Origin of the sequence: Pseudidiomarina sp. (genome assembly GCF_048267825.1) — a bacterium.
Lineage (GTDB): Bacteria > Pseudomonadota > Gammaproteobacteria > Enterobacterales > Alteromonadaceae > Pseudidiomarina.
Genome location: NZ_JBLWWR010000018.1, coordinates 1 through 19,543, shown reverse-complemented (window position 1 = coordinate 19,543; position 19,543 = coordinate 1). Strand labels below are relative to the sequence as shown.

Genomic DNA, 19,543 nt, shown 5'->3' with positions numbered 1-19,543 from the left:
TGCCACAACAATACTCCAAATAAGACCGCCGCCACTTGAAACGCCAAGTACGTTAAACAAGAAACCACCAATTAAGGCGCCAATTACACCGATAACAATATTGCCCAATAAGCCAAAACCGCCACCTTTAACCAGTGAGCCTGCTAACCAGCCTGCAATAAGACCCACCAATAGAAACCATAGAAAGTTCATGTTGCTGTCCTTTTTTCTTGTGAAACAAGTTGTTATTAAATATAGCAGGTAACTTATCGTTTACCAGTAACTGACGTCCACAACATCTCACCACCTTCTTTGGTGTTCAGCAACATGACAAAAACGACCAGCGCAACAAAAACAATTACTGTATGCGTTATCCAACTGTCGAAATTGATATCTACAATGAGCCAGTCAATTAACCATGCGCCTAAATAGCCTATCCCAAGGCCCGGTGACAAGATGATCAGCGCAACAATTAACCCCAGCATGATGCGCAACATCCACTCAGCAATATTCTTAATCACGTTATGTCCTTTTCTTTTAAACAACTTGGTGACAAGCATACCGAAATAAATTCGCTTGCATACCTAATAGTACTAGGTATAAACTGTATACCTAACGGTTCTAGGTATAGGAATTTGTGCGTGCAGCTCTCTAAAGACTTAATGGCGGCTTCTTCAACACCCCTTGTGTTGGGCGTGATAGCTGAAGGCGAAACCTACGGGTATGAAATTGTGAAGCGGGTTGAAGCGCTCTCTAAAGGCGCACTGAACTGGACTGACGGCATGATGTACCCATTGCTGCACCGATTAGAGCACCAACATTATTTAACGTCGCGGTGGCGCATTGGTGACTCCGGTCGCAAACGCAAATATTACGCGATTACTGAGGAAGGCTTAAAGGCTTTGCGTGAACAACAGCAACAATGGCAAGTCATTAATGACGCTTTAAATCAAATCTGGCGCGACATGAAACGGAGCAGCGATAATGGCTATCAACCGGTTTGACACAACTTTCGATATTGAACAAAGCATCGAGCAGTGGCGCGCTTATGTATTACGCCACGCTGCAATTCATGCGGATGATGCCGATGAGCTGGAAAGCCATTTACGTGACCAAATTGATGCGCTGATGCAGTCTGGCTTACACAGCGACGAAGCCTTTATGGTAGCCACCAAACGCATTGGCAACCTGCAGGCTGTTTCCAGTCAATATGCCGAAGTGCACTCAGGTCGGCTATGGCAAAACTTAGTCTTCGCCACGGATAGTAGAAGCTGGGTGGGCGACTTTATTCCGGCCTTTTGGTTGGCGCTTGCTGCCGCTCTAGCTTTTCAACTACCCGCACTTTTTGGGGTAACCCCTGAAACCAACGAATGGTTTTTTGCGCGCACAATCAGCCTGTTTTGTTTGCCTTTTTTAGCTGCCTACTGGGTCATAAAGCGCGAGCTGGGTAACGCAGGATGGTTAACGGTAGTCGGTGTTTCTGTTGGGGCGTTTATTGTTATGAATGCACTGCCATGGCAGCCAGAGTCGGCAACCAGCACCTTAGCGGTTATGCATTTACCCATGGCGCTGTGGTTTTTAGTTGGCGTTATGTACACCGGCAATTGGTGGCGCACCGACGCGCGCCGTATGGACTTTATTCGGTTTTCCGGTGAGTACGCCATTTATTTTGTGCTCATTGCGCTCGGCGGTGGCATTTTAACCGCTTTTACCGTCGGTATGTTTTCATTTATTGGCCTCGACCTAGCGTGGTTTGCACAGCAGTGGATTATACCTTGCGGCGCGATGGCGGCCGTTGTGGTTGTAGGCTGGCTGGTTGAAGCCAAGCAGGGCGCAATTGAGAATATGGCACCCGTATTGGCGCGCATTTTTACGCCGCTATTTACCCTGTTACTGATTGCGTTTTTAGTGGCCATGCTTGTTACAGGGCGTGGCTTCGATGTGCAGCGCGATGTGCTCATTGGGCTCGACTTGATGCTCGTGTTGGTACTGGGTTTAGTGCTGTATGCCGTGTCTTCGCGTGACCCTGGCAAAGCGCCGAGCTTATTTGATCACCTGCAACTGGTTCTGGTCGGTGCCGCTTTATGTGTTGATCTGTTAGCGTTGGGGGCTATTTCCGGCCGCATTTTCGAACTGGGTGTAACGCCCAACCGCGTTGCCGCGCTGGGTGAGAACCTGATTTTATTAGTCAGCTTAAGTGGTTATGCCTGGCATTACGCTAATTTTGTGCGCAACCGCAGTAGCTTTGCTGCATTAGAGCGTTGGCAGACAGCGTTTATTCCTGTGTATGTCCTGTGGGCCGTGATTGTGGTGGCACTATTCCCGTTGCTGTTTGGCTTTTAAGCTTTGAATAATAAACATTTCGAAACAGCCAAACATTGTCTAATATTTAGACACCGCAGTTCGTTAATACCACAGGAGAAAGACCATGCCCAAACAGCGGTTGATTCTTCTTTTCGACGGAACTTGGAACGATCCGGCTGACCAAACCAACGTTTATGAAGTGGCGCGACTACTGGATGACTATGACGGCAGTATCCGTCAACGATTTTACTATGACCCAGGTGTTGGCACGTCAAAATTCGACCGTCTCCGAGGCGGTCTCTTTGGTTCGGGATTAAGTAAAAACCTACAACAAGGGTACGAGTGGCTAGCTCGCCGCTATACCGATGGTGACGAAATCTGGGTTTTCGGTTTCAGTCGCGGCGCCTACACTGCGCGAAGCCTCATTGGATTAATTAGAAAGTGCGGGCTGTTACATATAGTCACGCCTTGCTTACTTGATAAAGCGGAAGCCATTTATCGCGACAAAGATCTCGCTCCAGACTCACTTCAGTGCAAAAATTTCCGTGAAAACTATAGCCGATTTCCCCGAATTCATTTCATTGGCGTTTGGGATACGGTTGGTGCACTCGGCATTCCAGGAACAAACTTTTCAGAAAAAGGCACTTTTTCTTGGCACGACACCGAACTATCTAGTCTGGTTGATTATGCTTATCACGCTATTGCATTGGATGAGCACCGTGCAGCCTATGAAAGCCCACTATGGACAAGCAAAGACGGACAGCAAAAGGCGGCAAATAAAGATGTTGAGCAACGCTGGTTTATTGGTGCACATGCCAATGTGGGCGGCGGTTATGGTTGCAAAGATTTGCTGCCTCAGATCCCTTTAGCGTGGCTACTTAGCAAAGCGAAAAACGTAGGCCTCAAATTTGAGCCGTTCACAGTTGACCCAAACGCTTGGAAGGCGCCACCCAATGACTCATATAAAGATTTCCTTAACGGACTGTATGCTTGGTTTCGGCGTTTAAAATCGGCAGGCGATGGACGTTTTATTCGCAAGTATGCCCATGGACCGTCCGGCAAACCTGCGGTGAATGTGGCCGTTGATGAAAGCGTGTGGCAAAGATGGCAAGACGACACGTTACATTATCGCCCACGAACCTTAGTAGACGCCGGATTGTCGCCTCCTAAAAATCAGACACCTAAATAGAACGGCTGTCTTTTGTCGTGGCAATTCCCTCTTCTAGCTTGGCGAGAAAGCACTACTCAGCGCTGATGCAGCAATAAAAATGGTTGCAGCCAATACCATCTCTACTGTTATTGATTTTTTTAGTCGTTTAGTTGCTTGCTCATTATTGAGCTGGGGCACAAACTTTAGTTTATGCAGCGCCGCGACAGAAAGAATAAGCGCCACAACAGCTATTTTCGTCAGCAGTGCAACGTCGTACGCAGTCAATGGTAGCTGTGGCAGCCATTGTCCTGTTGCACTTCGATACATAACAAAGCCAGCAGTAAGAAGTATTGGAACAGCAAATGACATATGCAAACCAAAACGTTCCATTACTTTTTTAATGTCGGCAACCGAACCAAATGTCGTCAGCTTACGCAGCATGTTAAGGCTACCAAACCACAACCACGCAACCAGTAAGTGTAAGAGAAGCACAGCCTTTCCCCACCACGCTGCGTCACTGCCATGGCCTATACTCAAAAAACTCCAACTCATCAGCGCGATGGTAAGTGAATAAGTACCCCACTTTATAAATGGCAACGCAACGACGGTGGATATAATCCACAAGGCTGCAACTAGCGTTTGAAATTGAACAAACTGACCGACTGGCCCTTCCCATATGAACCTGATGTACATAGGGTCTACAATACCTGCAACGCCTTCATCTGCAAAACTGCCTACTTTTATAAAAAAGTACAGTGTACTTATAACAAGCAGCAGCAATCCCGTAACTACACGTTTTTTTCGCGATGATACGTTCTCAAAGCCTGCTCCTAATAAATAAGCAATGTAGGGGGTGGCTATAATTACGGCGTTCAACCAAAATATAGTTGCCAGCATGACTATGCTGGCCCCAGTCCACAACGTCATCATTTCACCTTAAAGCTAAAGTCACCCGATATTTTATGACTGTCGCCGCCCATTGCTACCCAGTACACGGTATATTCGCCTGGAGCCAGCTCGCCTTCAACAGCAATTTCATAGTTCGCCTTAGGCTTCATGCTCATCGAGAAATCTAGAGGATGCATTTTGCCATCGTCTGAATGCAGCATTACCTTCGCCAAGCGGGCCTCTCCGGAAAAGCTTATGGAGATTTCTGTTGGCGCTTTGGGTAAGGTTTCACCGTCCATTGGACTACTCGATGCAAGCCCTACGTGCGCATTTACCGACGCACTAAATAAAATCGCCGCACTCAGTGCAACCTTAAGTAAACTTTTCATACTCTTTCCTCTCTAGTTTAAACTCACCCGACTATGGAGTATCTTTACCCTAAGAAACGCAGGGAGATCTCATGACTTACCAAATTATGGACTATTTAAAACTAAGCGTTATTTCATTGGCATTTTTTAGTACAGTTGCGCTCGCTCAGCAGCACGTATTAAGCCACGCCGACCTACCTTGGCAACCCACCCACGTAGAAACGTTCAATAATCTTAATCGCTCTTTGATTGGCAGTTTAAAGAAAAATGGATTTGATGGCGATGGCAATTTTGCAGTTTTAGATGCGCGCGGAATCATTAAGTCATTCAAAAATGTCATTGATTTCGGCACCTTTAATAGCACCGGCGGTTTCTTTATTATCAGCGATGACCACGGGGAAGCGATTGTCTCCAGCTATGATCAGAACTTAACGAAAATAAGCTCTCGGAGTTTCTCGAGCAACTTGGTCAAATGGAGCATTGTCTCCGTATCAAAAGACGGAACCGAACTTGTCTTCAGCTCGCCCTCACCCGATATGTCATCGCGAAAATCTCTTACAAAATACTCAGGGCACAATTTCTCGCATGCAACAAACTACGCATTTTCTGAAGCGCCTCTTTATCAAGCAATAAGCTTTGGAGATAACCTGCTAGCCATCAACGTCGACAGAAACCTTGTAGCTTTTGAAGGCGAAAATATTGCTTGGACTTACGAGCCCAACCCTTACATTTCAGTAAACTCACTATCAGCCTCGCAAGACAAACAATACCTGATCGTCAAAAGTGACGTGGGTGATGTAGCCATCATTGGTCATAGCGGCAAGGAAATTTTTCGGGTAAAGAATAAAGGCGGTTCGGCCGTTACGGTGAAAGATAATGTCGCGGTTATTACCAACAACGGAGTCACCAAAAAGTACTCACTTGAAACCGGCCGGGAAATTGAAGCGATTAAACGTTAGGGTGAAGGTGCGCATTGGCTGAGTACCTAAAAAGGGCTCCGAAGAGCCCTTTTATCTTTATTCAACAGTAACCGATTTCGCCAAGTTTCGCGGCTGATCTACGTCGGTGCCTTTGATTATGGCGACGAAGTAGGAGAGAAGCTGCAACGGAATGGTGTACACAATTGGCGCAATCAATTCGTCACAATGGGTGACGTTAATGACACGCATGCTGTCGTCGCCTTTGAAGTGCGCGTCTTTATCGGCAAACACGTACATAATGCCGCCACGGGCGCGTACTTCTTCAACGTTGGATTTGAGCTTTTCGAGCAGTTCATCGTTCGGGGCAACAACGATAACCGGCATATCGGCATCAATCAGTGCCAACGGCCCATGTTTCAGTTCGCCCGCGGCATAGGCTTCGGCGTGAATGTACGAAATTTCCTTCAGCTTCAGCGCGCCTTCCATTGCTATCGGATACTGGGTGCCGCGACCTAAAAATAAGCTATGGAATTTATCCGCGAATTCTGGTGCTAAGGCTTCAATGGCATCACTTAACAGCAAAGCTTCTTCCAGTTTGGCTGGCAAAGTTTTCAGTGACTTAATCACTGACTCTTGTTGCGCTGCTGACATGCCACGAAATTGACCAATGGCTAACGTTAACATGAGCAATCCAACCAGCTGGGTGGTAAATGCTTTTGTGGATGCCACGCCAATTTCAGTGCCTGCACGGGTCATATAAGCCAAATCAGACTCACGTACCATCGATGATGTACTGACGTTACAAATGGTTAAGCTGCCTTTGTAACCAAGCTCTTTTGATAACCGCAAGGCGGCGAGGGTGTCAGCGGTTTCACCTGACTGCGAAATGGTAACCAACAAACTATTCGGGTGTACGTGCGATTGGCGATAACGAAATTCAGAAGCAATCTCAACGTTACACGAAACACCAGCCATCGACTCAAGCCAATAGCGTGCAACCATACCGGCGTGATACGACGTACCGCAGGCAACAATTTGCACATGTTCAATGTCTTGCAGCAAATCAAGCGAACCATTACCAAACACGTCATCCGCCACATGGCCATCAACAATCCGGCCTTCAAGTGCATTACGCACGGCGCTTGGTTGTTCATGAATTTCTTTTAACATGAAGTGGCGGTACTCGCCTTTGCCACCCGCATCGTAATTACCATCTGACTCGTGCACATCTCGCTCTACGCGTTGGCCCTTGGCGTCATATATTTTTATTTCGGTACGGTTAATGTCCGCCATGTCCCCTTCTTCAAGGTACATAAACTTGTGGGTAACCGGTAGCAGAGCCAATTGGTCGGAGGCAACAAAGTTCTCGCCAATACCCAAGCCAATAACCAGTGGGCTACCTGAGCGTGCAACAACCAAGCGCCCCGGTTCGCGGCAGTCCATCACCACCGTGCCGTAGGCGCCCTCTAATTGGCGCACAGCTGCTTGCACGGCTTCAAATAAGTCGTCATGGGTTTTGCGTTCATGGTGCACCAAATGGCAAATCACTTCGGTGTCGGTGTCTGAACTGAAGTTGTAACCAAGCCCTTTTAGGTGTTCGCGCAATTTATCGTGGTTTTCGATAATGCCATTGTGAACAACCGCAATGCAGTCTTCTGAAATATGTGGGTGCGCATTGGCTTCTGTCACGCCGCCGTGGGTAGCCCAGCGGGTATGCGCTATGCCTGTTGTGCCTGATAGTGGGTGCTCACCAACAGCGTCTTTTAAGGCTTGCACTTTGCCTGTGCGGCGCACACTTTCAATCACGCCTGCATCGGTAAGCACAGCTAAGCCCGCGGAGTCATAACCGCGATATTCAAGGCGTTTCAGGCCTTCGATGAGAATTTCGCTAATACGGCGCTCTGACGTTGCGCCAACTATTCCACACATATTATTTATCCTTTTTCACTGGCCGTTGCCAGGTACTAATATTCCGTTGTTTGCCGCGTGCAACTGCGAGTTCTTCGTCTTCAACGTTCTTCGTGACCGTTGAACCTGCGCCGACAGTTGCGTTCTTGCCAATGCGAATTGGCGCAACCAAGGAGCTGTTTGAACCAATAAATGCACCATCATCAATTTCTGTCACAAATTTATTCACGCCGTCGTAATTACAGGTAATTGTACCTGCCCCCACGTTAACCCCAGCGCCAATTTGGGCGTCGCCTAAATAGGTTAAATGGCTGGCCTTTGAGCCTTTACCCATGCGCGTTTTCTTGATTTCAACGAAGTTACCCACTTGTGCACCTTCGGCTAAGTCGGCACCCGGGCGTAACCTTGCAAACGGGCCAACGGCACAATTCTCAGCCAATGTAGCCTCTTCGATAACCGAGTTCGCTTTGACCCGCGAGCCGGCGCCAATTTTGCAGTTGCGCAATACGCAGTTACTTTCGATAACAACGCCTTCACCAAGTTCCACGCGGCCTTCAAATATTACATTTACATCAACCACTACGTCGTTGGCGATAATCACGTCACCACGCACGTCCACGCGTGCGGGGTCCATTAAGGTTGCACCATCAAGCATCAATTTTTCGGCTTGGCGCGCTTGGTAAGCTCGCTCTAAGCCAGCAAGCTGAACGCGGTTATTCGCGCCTTCAACTTCGCTAATCGCTTGCGGTTGCGCTGTGGCTATTTGTACACCTTCTTGAGCTGCCATGGCGACAATATCTGTTAAATAATATTCGCCTTGCGCGTTATTGTTCGACAACTTGGCTAGCCATCGCTTTAAGGCAGCGCCATTCACGGCCATCATGCCGGTATTTACTTCGGTAATTTCCAATTGCTTTGTGTTCGCGTCTTTTTGCTCAACAATGCCCGTTACTGCGCCGCTTGGGTCGCGCACAATGCGTCCGTAGCCTGTTGGATCAGGCAAGGTTACTGTCAGCAACGCTAAATCAGTTTGTTCCGCGGCCTTGAGCAGGCTCTGCAGGGTTTCAACGCGAGTTAAAGGCACATCACCATACAAAATCAATACGGTTTCATGGTCTGCTAAATGCGGTATCACTTGCTGTACGGCATGTCCGGTACCCAACTGCTGCGCTTGCTCAACAAAGTTAAGTGCTTGGTCAGCCAAGCGCTCAAGTAGCGCCTCTGCACCATGGCCATAGATAACGTGCACCTGATCAGGCGACAGCGCGCGCGCAGTGTCGATTACGTGCTGAACCATTGGCTTGTGAGCAACAGGATGCAGCACTTTCGGCAACGCCGATCGCATACGCGTACCTTTACCTGCAGCAAGAACTACTACACTCAGAGACATGAATCCTTCCGTTTCTGGTTAAAAGTGAATGGAGTATTTTAAAGCTGTTTACAACAAATTAACAGGCGAAAAAAAGACCCGCAAACCGAGATTTACGGGTCTTTTCGATTTCTTAATGCTGGCGTGCTGATTATTTGCGTATTTTGCGAATAATCTGCAGCTGAGCCATCGCTCGAGCCAGTTCTGCTGCCGCTTCTGCGTAGCTTAAGTCAGAACTTTGATCTGCAATTGCATCTTCAGCATGTTTCTTAGCTTCCAGAGCTTTTTGTTCATCCAGCTCATCACCACGAACCGCTGTATCAGCAAGGACCGAGACGTTATGCGGCTGCACTTCTAGCACACCACCAGCAACGTAGATGATTTCTTCAGCGCCGCCATCTTTCACGATGCGAACCATACCAGGCTTCAGCGTCGTTAATAACGGGGCGTGACCTGGGAAAATACCCAGCTCACCTTCGCTACCGGTCACTTGCAGGGTCTCAACCGCACCAGAGAACAAGCGTTCTTCGGCGCTGACCACGTCAAGCTGTACAGTTTTAGCTGCCATTTAAACCTCCCGGTTTATTACATTTTTTTAGCTTTTTCAGCTGCTTCTTCGATGCTACCAACCATGTAGAACGCTTGTTCTGGTAGGTCGTCGTAGTCACCGCTTAAGATGCCTTTAAAGCCAGCGATAGTATCTTTCAACGATACGTATTTACCTGGTGAGCCAGTGAATACTTCGGCGACGAAGAATGGCTGTGACAGGAAACGCTGAATTTTACGCGCACGTGATACGGTCATTTTGTCTTCTTCAGACAATTCGTCCATACCCAAGATTGCGATGATGTCTTTCAGCTCTTTGTAACGTTGCAATACTGACTGTACGCCACGCGCAGTATCATAATGCTCTTTGCCGATAACCTGTGGGTCCAACTGACGTGATGTTGAATCCAATGGGTCAACCGCAGGGTAGATACCCAATGACGCGATGTCACGTGACAATACAACGGTCGCGTCTAAGTGAGCGAACGTGGTTGCTGGTGACGGGTCAGTCAAGTCATCCGCAGGTACGTATACCGCTTGGATTGACGTGATTGAGCCAGTTTTGGTTGACGTAATACGTTCTTGCAGTACACCCATCTCTTCTGCAAGTGTAGGCTGATAACCTACTGCAGATGGCATACGACCCAACAATGCTGATACTTCGGTACCGGCTAGGGTGTAACGGTAGATGTTATCTACGAAAAACAATACGTCACGACCTTCGTCACGGAACTTCTCTGCCATGGTCAAACCGGTTAACGCTACGCGCAAACGGTTACCAGGAGGCTCGTTCATCTGGCCATAAACCAGTGCAACTTTGTCGAGTACGTTTGAATCTTTCATTTCATGATAGAAGTCGTTACCTTCACGCGTACGCTCACCAACACCGGCGAATACTGAGTAGCCGCTGTGCTCGATTGCGATGTTACGGATAAGCTCCATCATGTTTACGGTTTTACCTACACCCGCACCACCGAACAGACCAACTTTACCACCCTTAGCAAACGGACAAATCAAGTCGATTACCTTGATGCCGGTCTCTAACAGTTCAGTTGCGTTTGACTGTTCTTCGTACGAAGGTGCAGTACGGTGAATAGACATACGCTCGTCTTCACCGATATCGCCCGCTTCATCAATTGGTTCACCCAATACGTTCATGATACGACCCAGGGTTTGTTTACCCACGGGTACCATGATTGGCTCACCGGTGTTTTCTACCATAATTCCACGACGCAGACCGTCGGTAGTACCAAGTGCGATACCACGCACAATACCACCGCCTAACTGCTGCTGAACTTCCAGGGTCAGACCCTTGAGGTCACCGTCGGTCACCTGCAGCGCGTCGTATACCTTTGGCACGCTGGTTTGTGGAAATTCTATATCCACAACCGCGCCAATTATTTGCACGACCTTACCTTGACTCATGACATTTCCTCTAACTCTAAAATTCTTGCAAGCTTCGCCTTAAACAGCTTCGGCGCCCGATACAATTTCCGAAATTTCCTGCGTAATCGCTGCTTGGCGTGCTTTGTTGTACACCAATTGCAGTTGATCGATGAGGTCTTCGGCGTTGTCGGTAGCGGCTTTCATTGCCACCATCCGCGCTGCCTGTTCACTAGCGATGTTGTCCACTACGCCCTGATATACTGTCGCTTCAACATAGCGACGAATCAGCAATTCTAAAATTGGCTGTGGATTCGGTTCGTACAGATAGTCCCAGCTGCCTGATTGAACTTCATCACGAGACTCAGCTTTTGGCAACGGTAGCAATTGCGCTATCGTTGGCTCCTGCCGCATAGTGTTCACAAACTTGTTGTACACCACATACAAGCGGTCGAGTTTACCTTCATCAAAGGCATCCAACATAACCTGTACAGTCCCGAGCACATCATTCACGCTTGGTTTATCACCAATGCCTGATTTTTGCGCCAGTAAACGGCCTCCAAAGCGTTTAAAGAAACCCGTAGCCTTGCTGCCTATTGCTGCAAAATCAACGTCTACACCGTTATCTTTATTTGCTTGAGCATGCTTAACCACCGCTTTAAATTCGTTGGTGTTCAAGCCGCCGCACAAACCACGGTCGGTTGAAATTACAATGTAGCCAACTCGCTTCAGTACCCGCTCTTCAAGATACGGATGCTGATATTCTAAGTTGGCATGGGCAACATGGCCGATCACCTTGCGAATGCTGTCCGCATACGGACGGCTTGAAGCCATACGTTCCTGCGCCTTTTTCATTTTGGACGCAGCAACCATCTCCATTGCACTGGTGATCTTCTGAGTATTATTAATACTCCCGATCTTGGTTTTTATCTCTTTACCGCCGGCCATGATATTCTCCTGTTAACTCAACGACTTGTGGCCTCACATTGTGCAGCCACGCTCCGCTTACCAAGACTGCGTTTTCTTGAAGGTTTTCAGGCCTTCATGCAGCTTAGCGTCGATGTCGTCGTTATAGTTGCCAGTTTTGTCAATATCCGCCATCAGTTCAGCGTACTCGCTACGCATGTATGCAATTAATGCACCTTCGAAGTCGAGGATTTTATCTTGCTCTACATCTTTCAGGTAACCCTTTTCAGCAGAGAAGATAGATACGGCCATATCGGCCACGCTCATAGGCATATATTGGTTCTGTTTCATCAGTTCGGTAACACGTTGTCCGTGTTCTAGCTGCGCGCGCGTTGCTTCATCTAAGTCTGAAGCGAACTGTGCGAATGCTGCTAATTCACGATACTGTGCCAATGCCAAACGGATACCACCACCAAGCTTCTTAATGATCTTGGTTTGTGCTGCACCACCTACACGCGATACCGACACACCTGCGTTTACTGCAGGGCGGATACCGGCGTTGAACAAGTCAGTTTCTAAGAAGATCTGACCGTCGGTGATTGAAATCACGTTGGTTGGTACGAACGCTGATACGTCACCCGCTTGGGTTTCGATAATTGGCAACGCTGTTAATGAACCTGTTTTACCTTTTACTTCACCATTCGTGAATTTTTCAACGTAGTCAGCATTTACACGGGCTGCACGCTCAAGCAAACGGGAGTGAAGGTAGAAAACGTCACCTGGGTATGCTTCACGACCTGGTGGACGACGTAGCAACAATGAAATTTGACGATAAGCAACTGCTTGCTTCGACAAGTCATCATATACGATTAAAGCGTCTTCACCGCGGTCACGGAAGTATTCACCCATGGTACAACCTGAATAGGCTGCCAAGTATTGAAGTGCTGCAGATTCAGAAGCTGATGCTGCAACAACAATGGTGTTTTCCAGTGCGCCATGCTCTTCAAGTTTGCGTACTACAGATGAGATGGTCGAAGCTTTCTGACCAATCGCAACATACACACACTTAATACCAGAGTTTTTCTGGTTGATGATGGCGTCAACTGCCAAAGCGGTTTTACCGGTTTGACGGTCACCGATGATCAACTCACGCTGACCACGACCAACTGGAATCATGGCATCAATTGACTTGTAGCCTGTTTGAACAGGTTGGTCGACTGATTGACGCTCAATAACACCTGGTGCGATTTTTTCAACTGGCTCAAAGCCGTCTGCATCAATCGGACCTTTACCGTCAATTGGTTCACCCAAGGTGTTTACCACGCGGCCCAACAAGGCACGACCAACCGGAACTTCTAAGATACGGCCAGTAGACTTAACTTTTACGCCTTCTTGCAAATCAGCATATGGACCCATTACAACGGCACCAACGGTGTCGCGCTCAAGGTTCAAGGCGATTGCATAACGATTGCCAGGAAGTTCAACCATCTCACCTTGCACACAATCGGCAAGGCCATGGATACGAATGATACCGTCGATTACAGAAACGATAGTACCTTCATTACGAGCTTCACTGACCACTTCGAACTGTTCAATTCGTTTTTTGATCAGCTCTGCGATTTCATTTGAATTCAGTTGCATGCTCAAGTCCCCAATTAGGATTGCAGTGCGTGTGCAAGTCGATCTAACTTACCGCGCACCGTGCCGTCGATTACCGTGTCACCAGCTTTTATATATAAGCCGCTAACAATCGCTGTATCGACAGTGCAATTCAGCTTAACTTTGCGTGAAAAACGTTTTTCTAACGTTTTCGCTAGATTGTCTTGCTGTTTCTTCGTCAATTTCACTGCTGAAGTAACATCAACAGCAATTTCTTTGTCGTAGTCGGCACGCAGTTCAGCGAACAGCGCTACCACAGCAGATAAAGCTTTCAAACGGCCATTTTCGGCCATCAGACGAACAAAATTCTGAACTTTTTCGTCCAATTGTTCGCCACAAACGTTGATGAAAACTTCAACTTTCTTTTCTAGCGTTTCGGCGCTGCTCAAAAACGTAGCCATTGTTGCATCATTCGCCACCGCGGTCGCGAATGCCAACATTTCGTGCCATTTTTCGATAGCGCCGTTCTCTACTGCAAAATCAAATGCTGCTTTTGCATAGGGGCGAGCAACCGTAGTCAATTCTGACATTTGCACAAACCCCTTTGGTTAGAGTTCAGCGACAAGTTTTTCAACAATGTCACTGTGAGCGTCTTTATCAATTTCACGCTCGATGATTTTGCTTGCACCAGCAACAGCTAATACCGCTACTTGCTTGCGCAATTCTTCGCGTAGGCGATTACGTTCAGCTTCAACTTCAGCGTGACCGGCAGCAATAACTGCTTCGCGCTCGGTTTCGCCACGTTGTTTGCCTTCTTCAACCGTTTGCTCAGCGCGTTTCTTCGCTTGGGCAATGATTTCAGCGGCTTGCGCTTTCGCATCTTTAAGTTCGTCAGCAATCTTTGCCTGAGCAAGCTCGAGATCTTTTTCGGCACGTTCGCCGGCTGCAAGACCATCAGCAATTTTCTTCTGACGAGCTTCAATCGCATTATTAAGCGGAGGCCATACGAACTTCATACAAAATAGTACGAAGACGATGAACGCGATTAATTCTCCGATCAGGGTCATGTTTAAATTCATTAACCCCCCCTCCTATAAGTTCTATTGTTCGAAAGTTGAATGACTTATTAAGCAGCGAACAATAAGAACATGGCGATACCAACACCGATCATTGCTACCGCATCGATCAGACCTGCCAGGATGAACATTTTAACTTGCAGTGAAGGTGCTAATTCTGGCTGACGTGCACACGCTTCCAAGAATTTACCACCCATGTTACCGAAGCCAAGACCAGTACCGATTGCGCCGAAACCGATCAATAAAGCTACAGCGATATATTTAAGACCTAATGCTAGTTCCATTGTTTTCTCCAATAAATGTTAAGAGTTAAAAAGTAAAAATTAAAAAACAAACTAAAACAAAAATTAATGGCTTTCTGAGCTGGCCATGCTTAAGTAAACAATGGTCAGCATCATGAATACGAACGCTTGCAGCACAATAACCAGTATGTGGAATACCGCCCACACAAAGTGCAGTGGTAACTGCATCAAGCCGATTGCGCCAATTAGGATGAAAATCATTTCACCGGCGTACAAGTTACCGAACAAACGCAGCGCCAGTGAAAATGGCTTGGCAACAAGGGCGATGGTTTCGAGTAACAAGTTAAAAGGTATCAGGAGAACCTGAACCAGCTTGTTGTTCGCGCTAAATGGGTGCAGGGTTAATTCTTTGATGAATCCAACCACACCTTTAATACGAATTGAGTAACCAATCATCAGTAAGAACACGCCCAGTGCTAATGCAGCAGTCATGTTTACGTCTGTGGTTGGCACTATCTTCATGTACACATCGTGTGAATCCATGCCGAAGAAGGTTGCGCCTGCCCAGCCTGCAAATGCAGGTAAGAAATCAACTGGTACTAAGTCCATCAAGTTCATCAGGAATACCCAAACGAAGATGGTTAGCGCCAGTGGAGCAATAAGTTTGCTTTTGCCATGGAAGGTGTCGCGCACGTTGCTTGCAACGAGCTCGATGATCATTTCGATAAAGCATTGGAATTTGCCCGGTACACCGGTGTCTGCTTTTTTCGCCGCGGAGCGGAAGATCATTAAAAACAGGATGCCAAGTCCGATCGACCAAGCCAGTGTGTCAATGTGCCATGTCCAGAACCCTGCTTCACTACACGCTTTATTGAAGGCTATACCATTTTCGGTAGAGCACATCTTGGCGTTGGTTAAGTGGTGCTGGATATGACCTTGGAGCGTTAACTCTTCTGCAGCCATGTTGTTTCCCACAATTTTAAGTTGATTTTAAAAATAAAATTGGTGCTAGCCATTGCACAAATAAGGCTGTGATGTAACCGCTAACAACCGCGCTATGCGGGAGCGTTGTGAACACCAACAGGCCAATGAGCAAGGCCACAGCGAAGCTTATTTTCAGAGCTTCACCAGCAAAAAAGTTACTGACGATTTGTTTCGCCGCACGGGCACCACCTTGTGCAAAGGCGCGCCACGCGAAAAGTGCTGTTGGAATCATCACGGCCATTCCGCCGCCAACAACACCCCAAAAATATGTATATCCAGCAATGGGTTGTACCAAGGAAAACACGCATGCCAATAAAAATATGGCGCCGCCTTGCGCGCGAATTAACTTCGCCGCGAGTTGTTTTCCATTTGCTGTTAGAGTCTTATTCACAGGCTAAAAACCTCGGTTAAAAGCCCGCGATAGTATAAAGATTTGGCGTTTAATTGCAAACAAATTGGGATGGTTAGCTGTCCTGTTCTAACTGGAAGTGGGTAAGAATGCCATCCAGCTCGTCTAAACTGCTGTAATTGATAACAACTTTACCTTTTCCTTTGCGACCGTGATTGATTGCAACGGCTGCGCCAAGACGTTCGCTCAAACGGGTTTCAAGCCGCTGAATATCTGCATCAGGCTGCGGTTTTTCAGGCTTTTCTTTGGAAGGTTCTAAGGCTAAACGAACAAGTTTTTCGGCTTCACGAACGGTCATGCCTTTGGCTGCGATTTGACGCGCAATTTCGGCCTGCGGTTCCCCTTCTAGGGCGAGCAATAACTTGGCATGACCAAGTTCGATATCACCGCGCTCCAACAAGGTTTTAGTTTCTTGCTGTAAATTATTCAAACGCAATAAGTTAGTGACTGTTGCACGTGATTTACCAACTGCATCAGCTACTTCTTGATGGGTTAATTGAAACTCTGTGAGTAAACGCTGCAAGGCTGTCGCTTCTTCCATTGCGTTTAAATCTTCGCGTTGTATGTTCTCGATTAACGCTATGGCAACCGCTGCTTCGTCCGGTACTTGCTTAATTAAACACGGCACTTCGCTTAAACGGGCCATTTGCGATGCGCGCCAACGGCGTTCACCGGCAATAATTTCGTATTTTTCGTGGGAAACTTCGCGCACAACAATAGGTTGAATAATACCCTGAGCTTTTATTGATGCGGCTAAATCTTCTAATGCTTCAGCTGTCATGTCTTTACGAGGCTGATATTTACCCGGCTGCAACCACTCAATAGGGAGCTTTTGCAGCTCACCCTTGGTGTAATCAACGGCTGGTGTGTCGTCATGCTGTTCTTTATCGCGAGCTGTTTTGCTCGTAGTCAGTAACGCGTCTAAACCGCGTCCAAGTCCTCGTTTTTTGGCAGACATAAAGCGTTTTTTCCTTAAGCTTCAGCCGCTGCTTCGGCTTTTTTTAGTTGTTCAGCACGGCGGATTAATTCACCAGCAAGAGCTAAATAAGCTTTTGCGCCAGAAGATGACTTATCATAATACATGGCTGGCGAACCAAAGCTAGGCGCTTCAGCTAAGCGCACGTTACGTGGTATTACCGTACGATATACTTTTTCGCCAAAATGATTTTTTAATTGTTCGGAAACATCATTGGCCAAGCGATTGCGCGGATCATACATGGTTCGCAGTATGCCTTCGATTGCTAAGCGCGGGTTTACTGCTTCTGCAAGCCGTTCAATGGTGTCCATAAGTGCGGTAAGCCCTTCCAATGCAAAGTATTCACATTGCATGGGTACCAATACGGAGTCTGCCGCGGCCATCGCGTTAACCGTTAACATGCTCAGCGAAGGCGGGCAGTCAATGAAAATAAAGTCGTACTGGTCAACAACTGGCTTCAATGCTGTTGCCAGACGTTGCTCCCGTGCGAATTCTTCCATCAGTTTTATATCTGCGGCGGTGGTATCACCGTTTGCAGCAACAAGATGATATTTACCGCTGGTTTCGCGAATAATGACTTCTTCAATCGGTTTTTGCTCAACCAATAACTCATAAGCAGTATTTTCAACGTCGTATTTATCAACGCCGCTGCCCATGGTCGCGTTACCTTGCGGGTCTAAATCGATTAATAATACCTTTCGACGCGTGGCAGCCATGGATGCAGCTAAATTCACCGCCGTGGTGGTTTTACCCACGCCGCCTTTTTGGTTTGCAACCGCAATGATTCTGCCCACAGGACTAACCTCTCGTTGTTATAATCACCAAATGACGCTCGCCATCGGCTTCGGGAACCTGTAATCGAATTATTTCTTCAGCACGAAACTGCGCCGACAAATCAGCCAGTTCGGCTTCAGGATAAACGCCTTTGAGCGCATAAAACTTACCCTGACTATTTGGTAAATGCTGACACCAAGTCAGCATATCATTAAGCGAAGCAAAGGCTCTACTTATCACACCATCAAATTTTAAGTCAGGTTGATAGTCTTCTACACGACTTTGCACAGCTGTTACATTCTTAAGCTTCAACTCATGGCAAATTTGACGAATAAAACGGATACGTTTACCCAAACTATCCAATAATACAAATTCTTTATCTGGCGCAGCAATTGCTAGCGGCAAGCCAGGTAAACCAGGCCCGGTGCCCACATCAATAAAACGTTGCCCCTGCAGATGAGGTAACACCACAAGGCTATCCATGATGTGGCGACTTAACATTAACTGTGGATCACGCACCGATGTTAAATTGTATGCTTTGTTCCATTTATGCAGTTGTTCAACTAACACCACGAGTTTTTGTTGCTGATCGTCACTTAACGAAAGCGTGGTTTGTGCGAGTAATTTTTTTAATTGTGCCAGCATGGGTTAAGCGCTTTTACGCAGTAGTCCTTGTTTTTTTAAATGAACCAACAACATCGAAATCGCAGCTGGCGTAATACCAGAAATACGCGACGCTTTACCTACTGTTTCCGGTTGATGTTGATTTAACTTCGCCACCACCTCGTTTGACAAGCCTTTTATGCTCGCATAGTTAAAGTCTAGCGGCAATTTGGTATTTTCATGACGTTGTTGTTTAGCTATTTCGTCTTGTTGACGTGAAATATAGCCCGCATATTTTGTTTGAATTTCAACTTGCTCGGCCGCAATTTTATCTGTTAAGCCAGGCCCTATACTTTCGATGGTCATCAGGTCGGCATAAGTAATTTCTGGGCGGCGCAATAATTCTTCACCATTCACTTCACGAGTAATTGGCGTTTTAACAAGCTCGTTAACTTGCGCAACTGCAGGGTGGTCTTTATGAATCCAAGTACTGCGAAGACGCTGTTGCTCTTGCGCTATAGCTTCCATTTTTATATTAAATGCAGCCCAACGTGCATCATCAACCAAACCAAGTTCACGCCCTTTTTCGGTTAAACGCATGTCGGCATTATCTTCACGCAGTAAAAGACGGTACTCGGCTCGGGAGGTGAACATTCGGTACGGTTCTTTGGTGCCCAAGGTGCTTAAGTCGTCAATCAAAACACCCATGTAGGATTGATCTCGACGTGGCGCCCAACCCTCTTTGTCTTGAACCTGACGTGCAGCATTCAAACCTGCAACTAAACCTTGCGCACCAGCCTCTTCGTAACCAGTGGTACCGTTAATTTGGCCCGCAAAGAATAACCCGTGAATGTATTTTGTTTCCAAGGTTTGTTTTAAATCACGCGGGTCAAAATAGTCATACTCGATGGCATAACCTGGCCGTGTAATGTGTGCGTTTTCAAAGCCTTTTATGGAACGTACCAATTCTACTTGTACGTCAAACGGTAAGCTTGTTGAAATACCATTTGGATAAATTTCGTTGGTGTTAAGCCCTTCCGGTTCAACAAAAATCTGATGCGAATTTTTGTCACTGAAGCGCATTACTTTGTCTTCAATTGACGGGCAGTAACGCGGGCCAATACCTTCAATCACCCCAGAGTACATGGGTGAACGATCT

At 47.1% G+C, this 19,543-nt stretch carries 23 protein-coding genes; 4 read left to right on the top strand and 19 right to left on the bottom strand.

Going from position 1 to position 19,543, the window contains the following annotated elements:
• On the bottom strand, window positions 1-192 hold a 192-nt coding region (locus tag ACN0UN_RS11145; RefSeq protein WP_417660047.1), incomplete at its 3' end, for a GlsB/YeaQ/YmgE family stress response membrane protein.
• Between the two features lie 53 nt (window positions 193-245).
• Window positions 246-500, bottom strand: coding sequence for a hypothetical protein (locus tag ACN0UN_RS11140; RefSeq protein WP_417660046.1), 255 nt, complete (start codon window positions 498-500; stop codon window positions 246-248).
• Window positions 501-620: 120 nt separating this feature from the next.
• Between ACN0UN_RS11140 and ACN0UN_RS11135 the strand changes: the two genes are divergently transcribed.
• The 3 genes from ACN0UN_RS11135 (at window position 621) to ACN0UN_RS11125 (ending at window position 3,472) form a co-directional block, all read left to right on the top strand.
• Window positions 621-983 (top strand): PadR family transcriptional regulator, encoded by a 363-nt coding sequence (locus ACN0UN_RS11135; protein WP_417660045.1) that lies wholly within the window; start codon window positions 621-623, stop codon window positions 981-983.
• Entirely contained in the window at window positions 964-2,322 is a 1,359-nt protein-coding gene (locus ACN0UN_RS11130) for a permease prefix domain 1-containing protein (protein WP_417660044.1), read from the top strand. Before ACN0UN_RS11135 ends, ACN0UN_RS11130 begins: the two co-directional genes overlap by 20 nt.
• Before the next feature lie 85 nt (window positions 2,323-2,407).
• Window positions 2,408-3,472: a DUF2235 domain-containing protein gene (locus tag ACN0UN_RS11125; protein ID WP_417660043.1), complete on the top strand. Its 1,065-nt coding sequence runs from the start codon at window positions 2,408-2,410 to the stop codon at window positions 3,470-3,472.
• A 33-nt stretch (window positions 3,473-3,505) separates the two neighbouring features.
• On the opposite strand, the gene ACN0UN_RS11120 is transcribed toward ACN0UN_RS11125, so the two are convergent.
• A complete protein-coding gene (locus ACN0UN_RS11120; RefSeq protein ID WP_417660042.1) occupies window positions 3,506-4,360 on the bottom strand; it encodes a CopD family protein in 855 nt (284 codons plus the stop codon).
• Complete coding sequence (locus tag ACN0UN_RS11115) at window positions 4,360-4,710, bottom strand: copper resistance CopC family protein (RefSeq protein WP_417660041.1); 351 nt, start codon at window positions 4,708-4,710, stop codon at window positions 4,360-4,362. Before ACN0UN_RS11115 ends, ACN0UN_RS11120 begins: the two co-directional genes overlap by 1 nt.
• Window positions 4,711-4,781: 71 nt before the next feature.
• On the opposite strand from ACN0UN_RS11115, the gene ACN0UN_RS11110 reads away from it, so the two are divergent.
• Window positions 4,782-5,648, top strand: a complete 867-nt coding sequence (locus ACN0UN_RS11110; RefSeq protein ID WP_417660040.1) for a hypothetical protein — start codon at window positions 4,782-4,784, stop codon at window positions 5,646-5,648.
• A 57-nt stretch (window positions 5,649-5,705) separates the two neighbouring features.
• Here the strand turns inward: ACN0UN_RS11110 and glmS are convergent, their stop codons facing one another.
• The 15 genes from glmS to mnmG form a co-directional block, all read right to left on the bottom strand.
• Complete coding sequence (glmS, locus tag ACN0UN_RS11105) at window positions 5,706-7,538, bottom strand: glutamine--fructose-6-phosphate transaminase (isomerizing) (RefSeq protein ID WP_417660039.1); 1,833 nt, start codon at window positions 7,536-7,538, stop codon at window positions 5,706-5,708.
• Window position 7,539: 1 nt separating this feature from the next.
• Window positions 7,540-8,907 (bottom strand): bifunctional UDP-N-acetylglucosamine diphosphorylase/glucosamine-1-phosphate N-acetyltransferase GlmU, encoded by a 1,368-nt coding sequence (gene glmU, locus ACN0UN_RS11100; RefSeq protein WP_417660038.1) that lies wholly within the window; start codon window positions 8,905-8,907, stop codon window positions 7,540-7,542.
• Between the two features lie 130 nt (window positions 8,908-9,037).
• Window positions 9,038-9,454, bottom strand: coding sequence for a F0F1 ATP synthase subunit epsilon (locus ACN0UN_RS11095; RefSeq protein WP_128352550.1), 417 nt, complete (start codon window positions 9,452-9,454; stop codon window positions 9,038-9,040).
• 17 nt (window positions 9,455-9,471) lie between these two features.
• A complete protein-coding gene (atpD, locus tag ACN0UN_RS11090; protein WP_417660037.1) occupies window positions 9,472-10,857 on the bottom strand; it encodes a F0F1 ATP synthase subunit beta in 1,386 nt (461 codons plus the stop codon).
• 39 nt (window positions 10,858-10,896) lie between these two features.
• Entirely contained in the window at window positions 10,897-11,763 is an 867-nt protein-coding gene (atpG, locus tag ACN0UN_RS11085) for a F0F1 ATP synthase subunit gamma (protein WP_128352548.1), read from the bottom strand.
• A 57-nt stretch (window positions 11,764-11,820) separates the two neighbouring features.
• Window positions 11,821-13,362 (bottom strand): F0F1 ATP synthase subunit alpha, encoded by a 1,542-nt coding sequence (gene atpA, locus ACN0UN_RS11080; RefSeq protein WP_417660036.1) that lies wholly within the window; start codon window positions 13,360-13,362, stop codon window positions 11,821-11,823.
• Window positions 13,363-13,376: 14 nt separating this feature from the next.
• On the bottom strand, window positions 13,377-13,910 hold the full coding sequence (gene atpH, locus ACN0UN_RS11075) for a F0F1 ATP synthase subunit delta (RefSeq protein ID WP_417660035.1): 534 nt from the start codon (window positions 13,908-13,910) through the stop codon (window positions 13,377-13,379).
• Between the two features lie 18 nt (window positions 13,911-13,928).
• On the bottom strand, window positions 13,929-14,399 hold the full coding sequence (gene atpF, locus ACN0UN_RS11070) for a F0F1 ATP synthase subunit B (RefSeq protein ID WP_339878888.1): 471 nt from the start codon (window positions 14,397-14,399) through the stop codon (window positions 13,929-13,931).
• 47 nt (window positions 14,400-14,446) lie between these two features.
• Entirely contained in the window at window positions 14,447-14,680 is a 234-nt protein-coding gene (gene atpE / locus ACN0UN_RS11065; RefSeq protein WP_055439916.1) for a F0F1 ATP synthase subunit C, read from the bottom strand.
• Between the two features lie 63 nt (window positions 14,681-14,743).
• Window positions 14,744-15,601 carry a F0F1 ATP synthase subunit A gene (gene atpB, locus ACN0UN_RS11060; RefSeq protein WP_128352544.1) on the bottom strand — a complete coding sequence of 286 codons (858 nt, stop codon included), beginning with the start codon at window positions 15,599-15,601 and terminating at the stop codon, window positions 14,744-14,746.
• 16 nt (window positions 15,602-15,617) lie between these two features.
• Window positions 15,618-16,013 (bottom strand): ATP synthase subunit I, encoded by a 396-nt coding sequence (locus ACN0UN_RS11055; protein WP_417660034.1) that lies wholly within the window; start codon window positions 16,011-16,013, stop codon window positions 15,618-15,620.
• A 73-nt stretch (window positions 16,014-16,086) separates the two neighbouring features.
• Complete coding sequence (locus ACN0UN_RS11050; protein ID WP_339878898.1) at window positions 16,087-16,989, bottom strand: ParB/RepB/Spo0J family partition protein; 903 nt, start codon at window positions 16,987-16,989, stop codon at window positions 16,087-16,089.
• A 14-nt stretch (window positions 16,990-17,003) separates the two neighbouring features.
• On the bottom strand, window positions 17,004-17,801 hold the full coding sequence (locus tag ACN0UN_RS11045; RefSeq protein WP_128352541.1) for a ParA family protein: 798 nt from the start codon (window positions 17,799-17,801) through the stop codon (window positions 17,004-17,006).
• Window positions 17,802-17,805: 4 nt separating this feature from the next.
• On the bottom strand, window positions 17,806-18,426 hold the full coding sequence (gene rsmG / locus ACN0UN_RS11040; RefSeq protein WP_417660033.1) for a 16S rRNA (guanine(527)-N(7))-methyltransferase RsmG: 621 nt from the start codon (window positions 18,424-18,426) through the stop codon (window positions 17,806-17,808).
• Window positions 18,427-18,429: 3 nt separating this feature from the next.
• Window positions 18,430-19,543: tRNA uridine-5-carboxymethylaminomethyl(34) synthesis enzyme MnmG (gene mnmG, locus ACN0UN_RS11035; RefSeq protein WP_417660032.1), on the bottom strand; the 1,114-nt coding region annotated here is incomplete at its 5' end.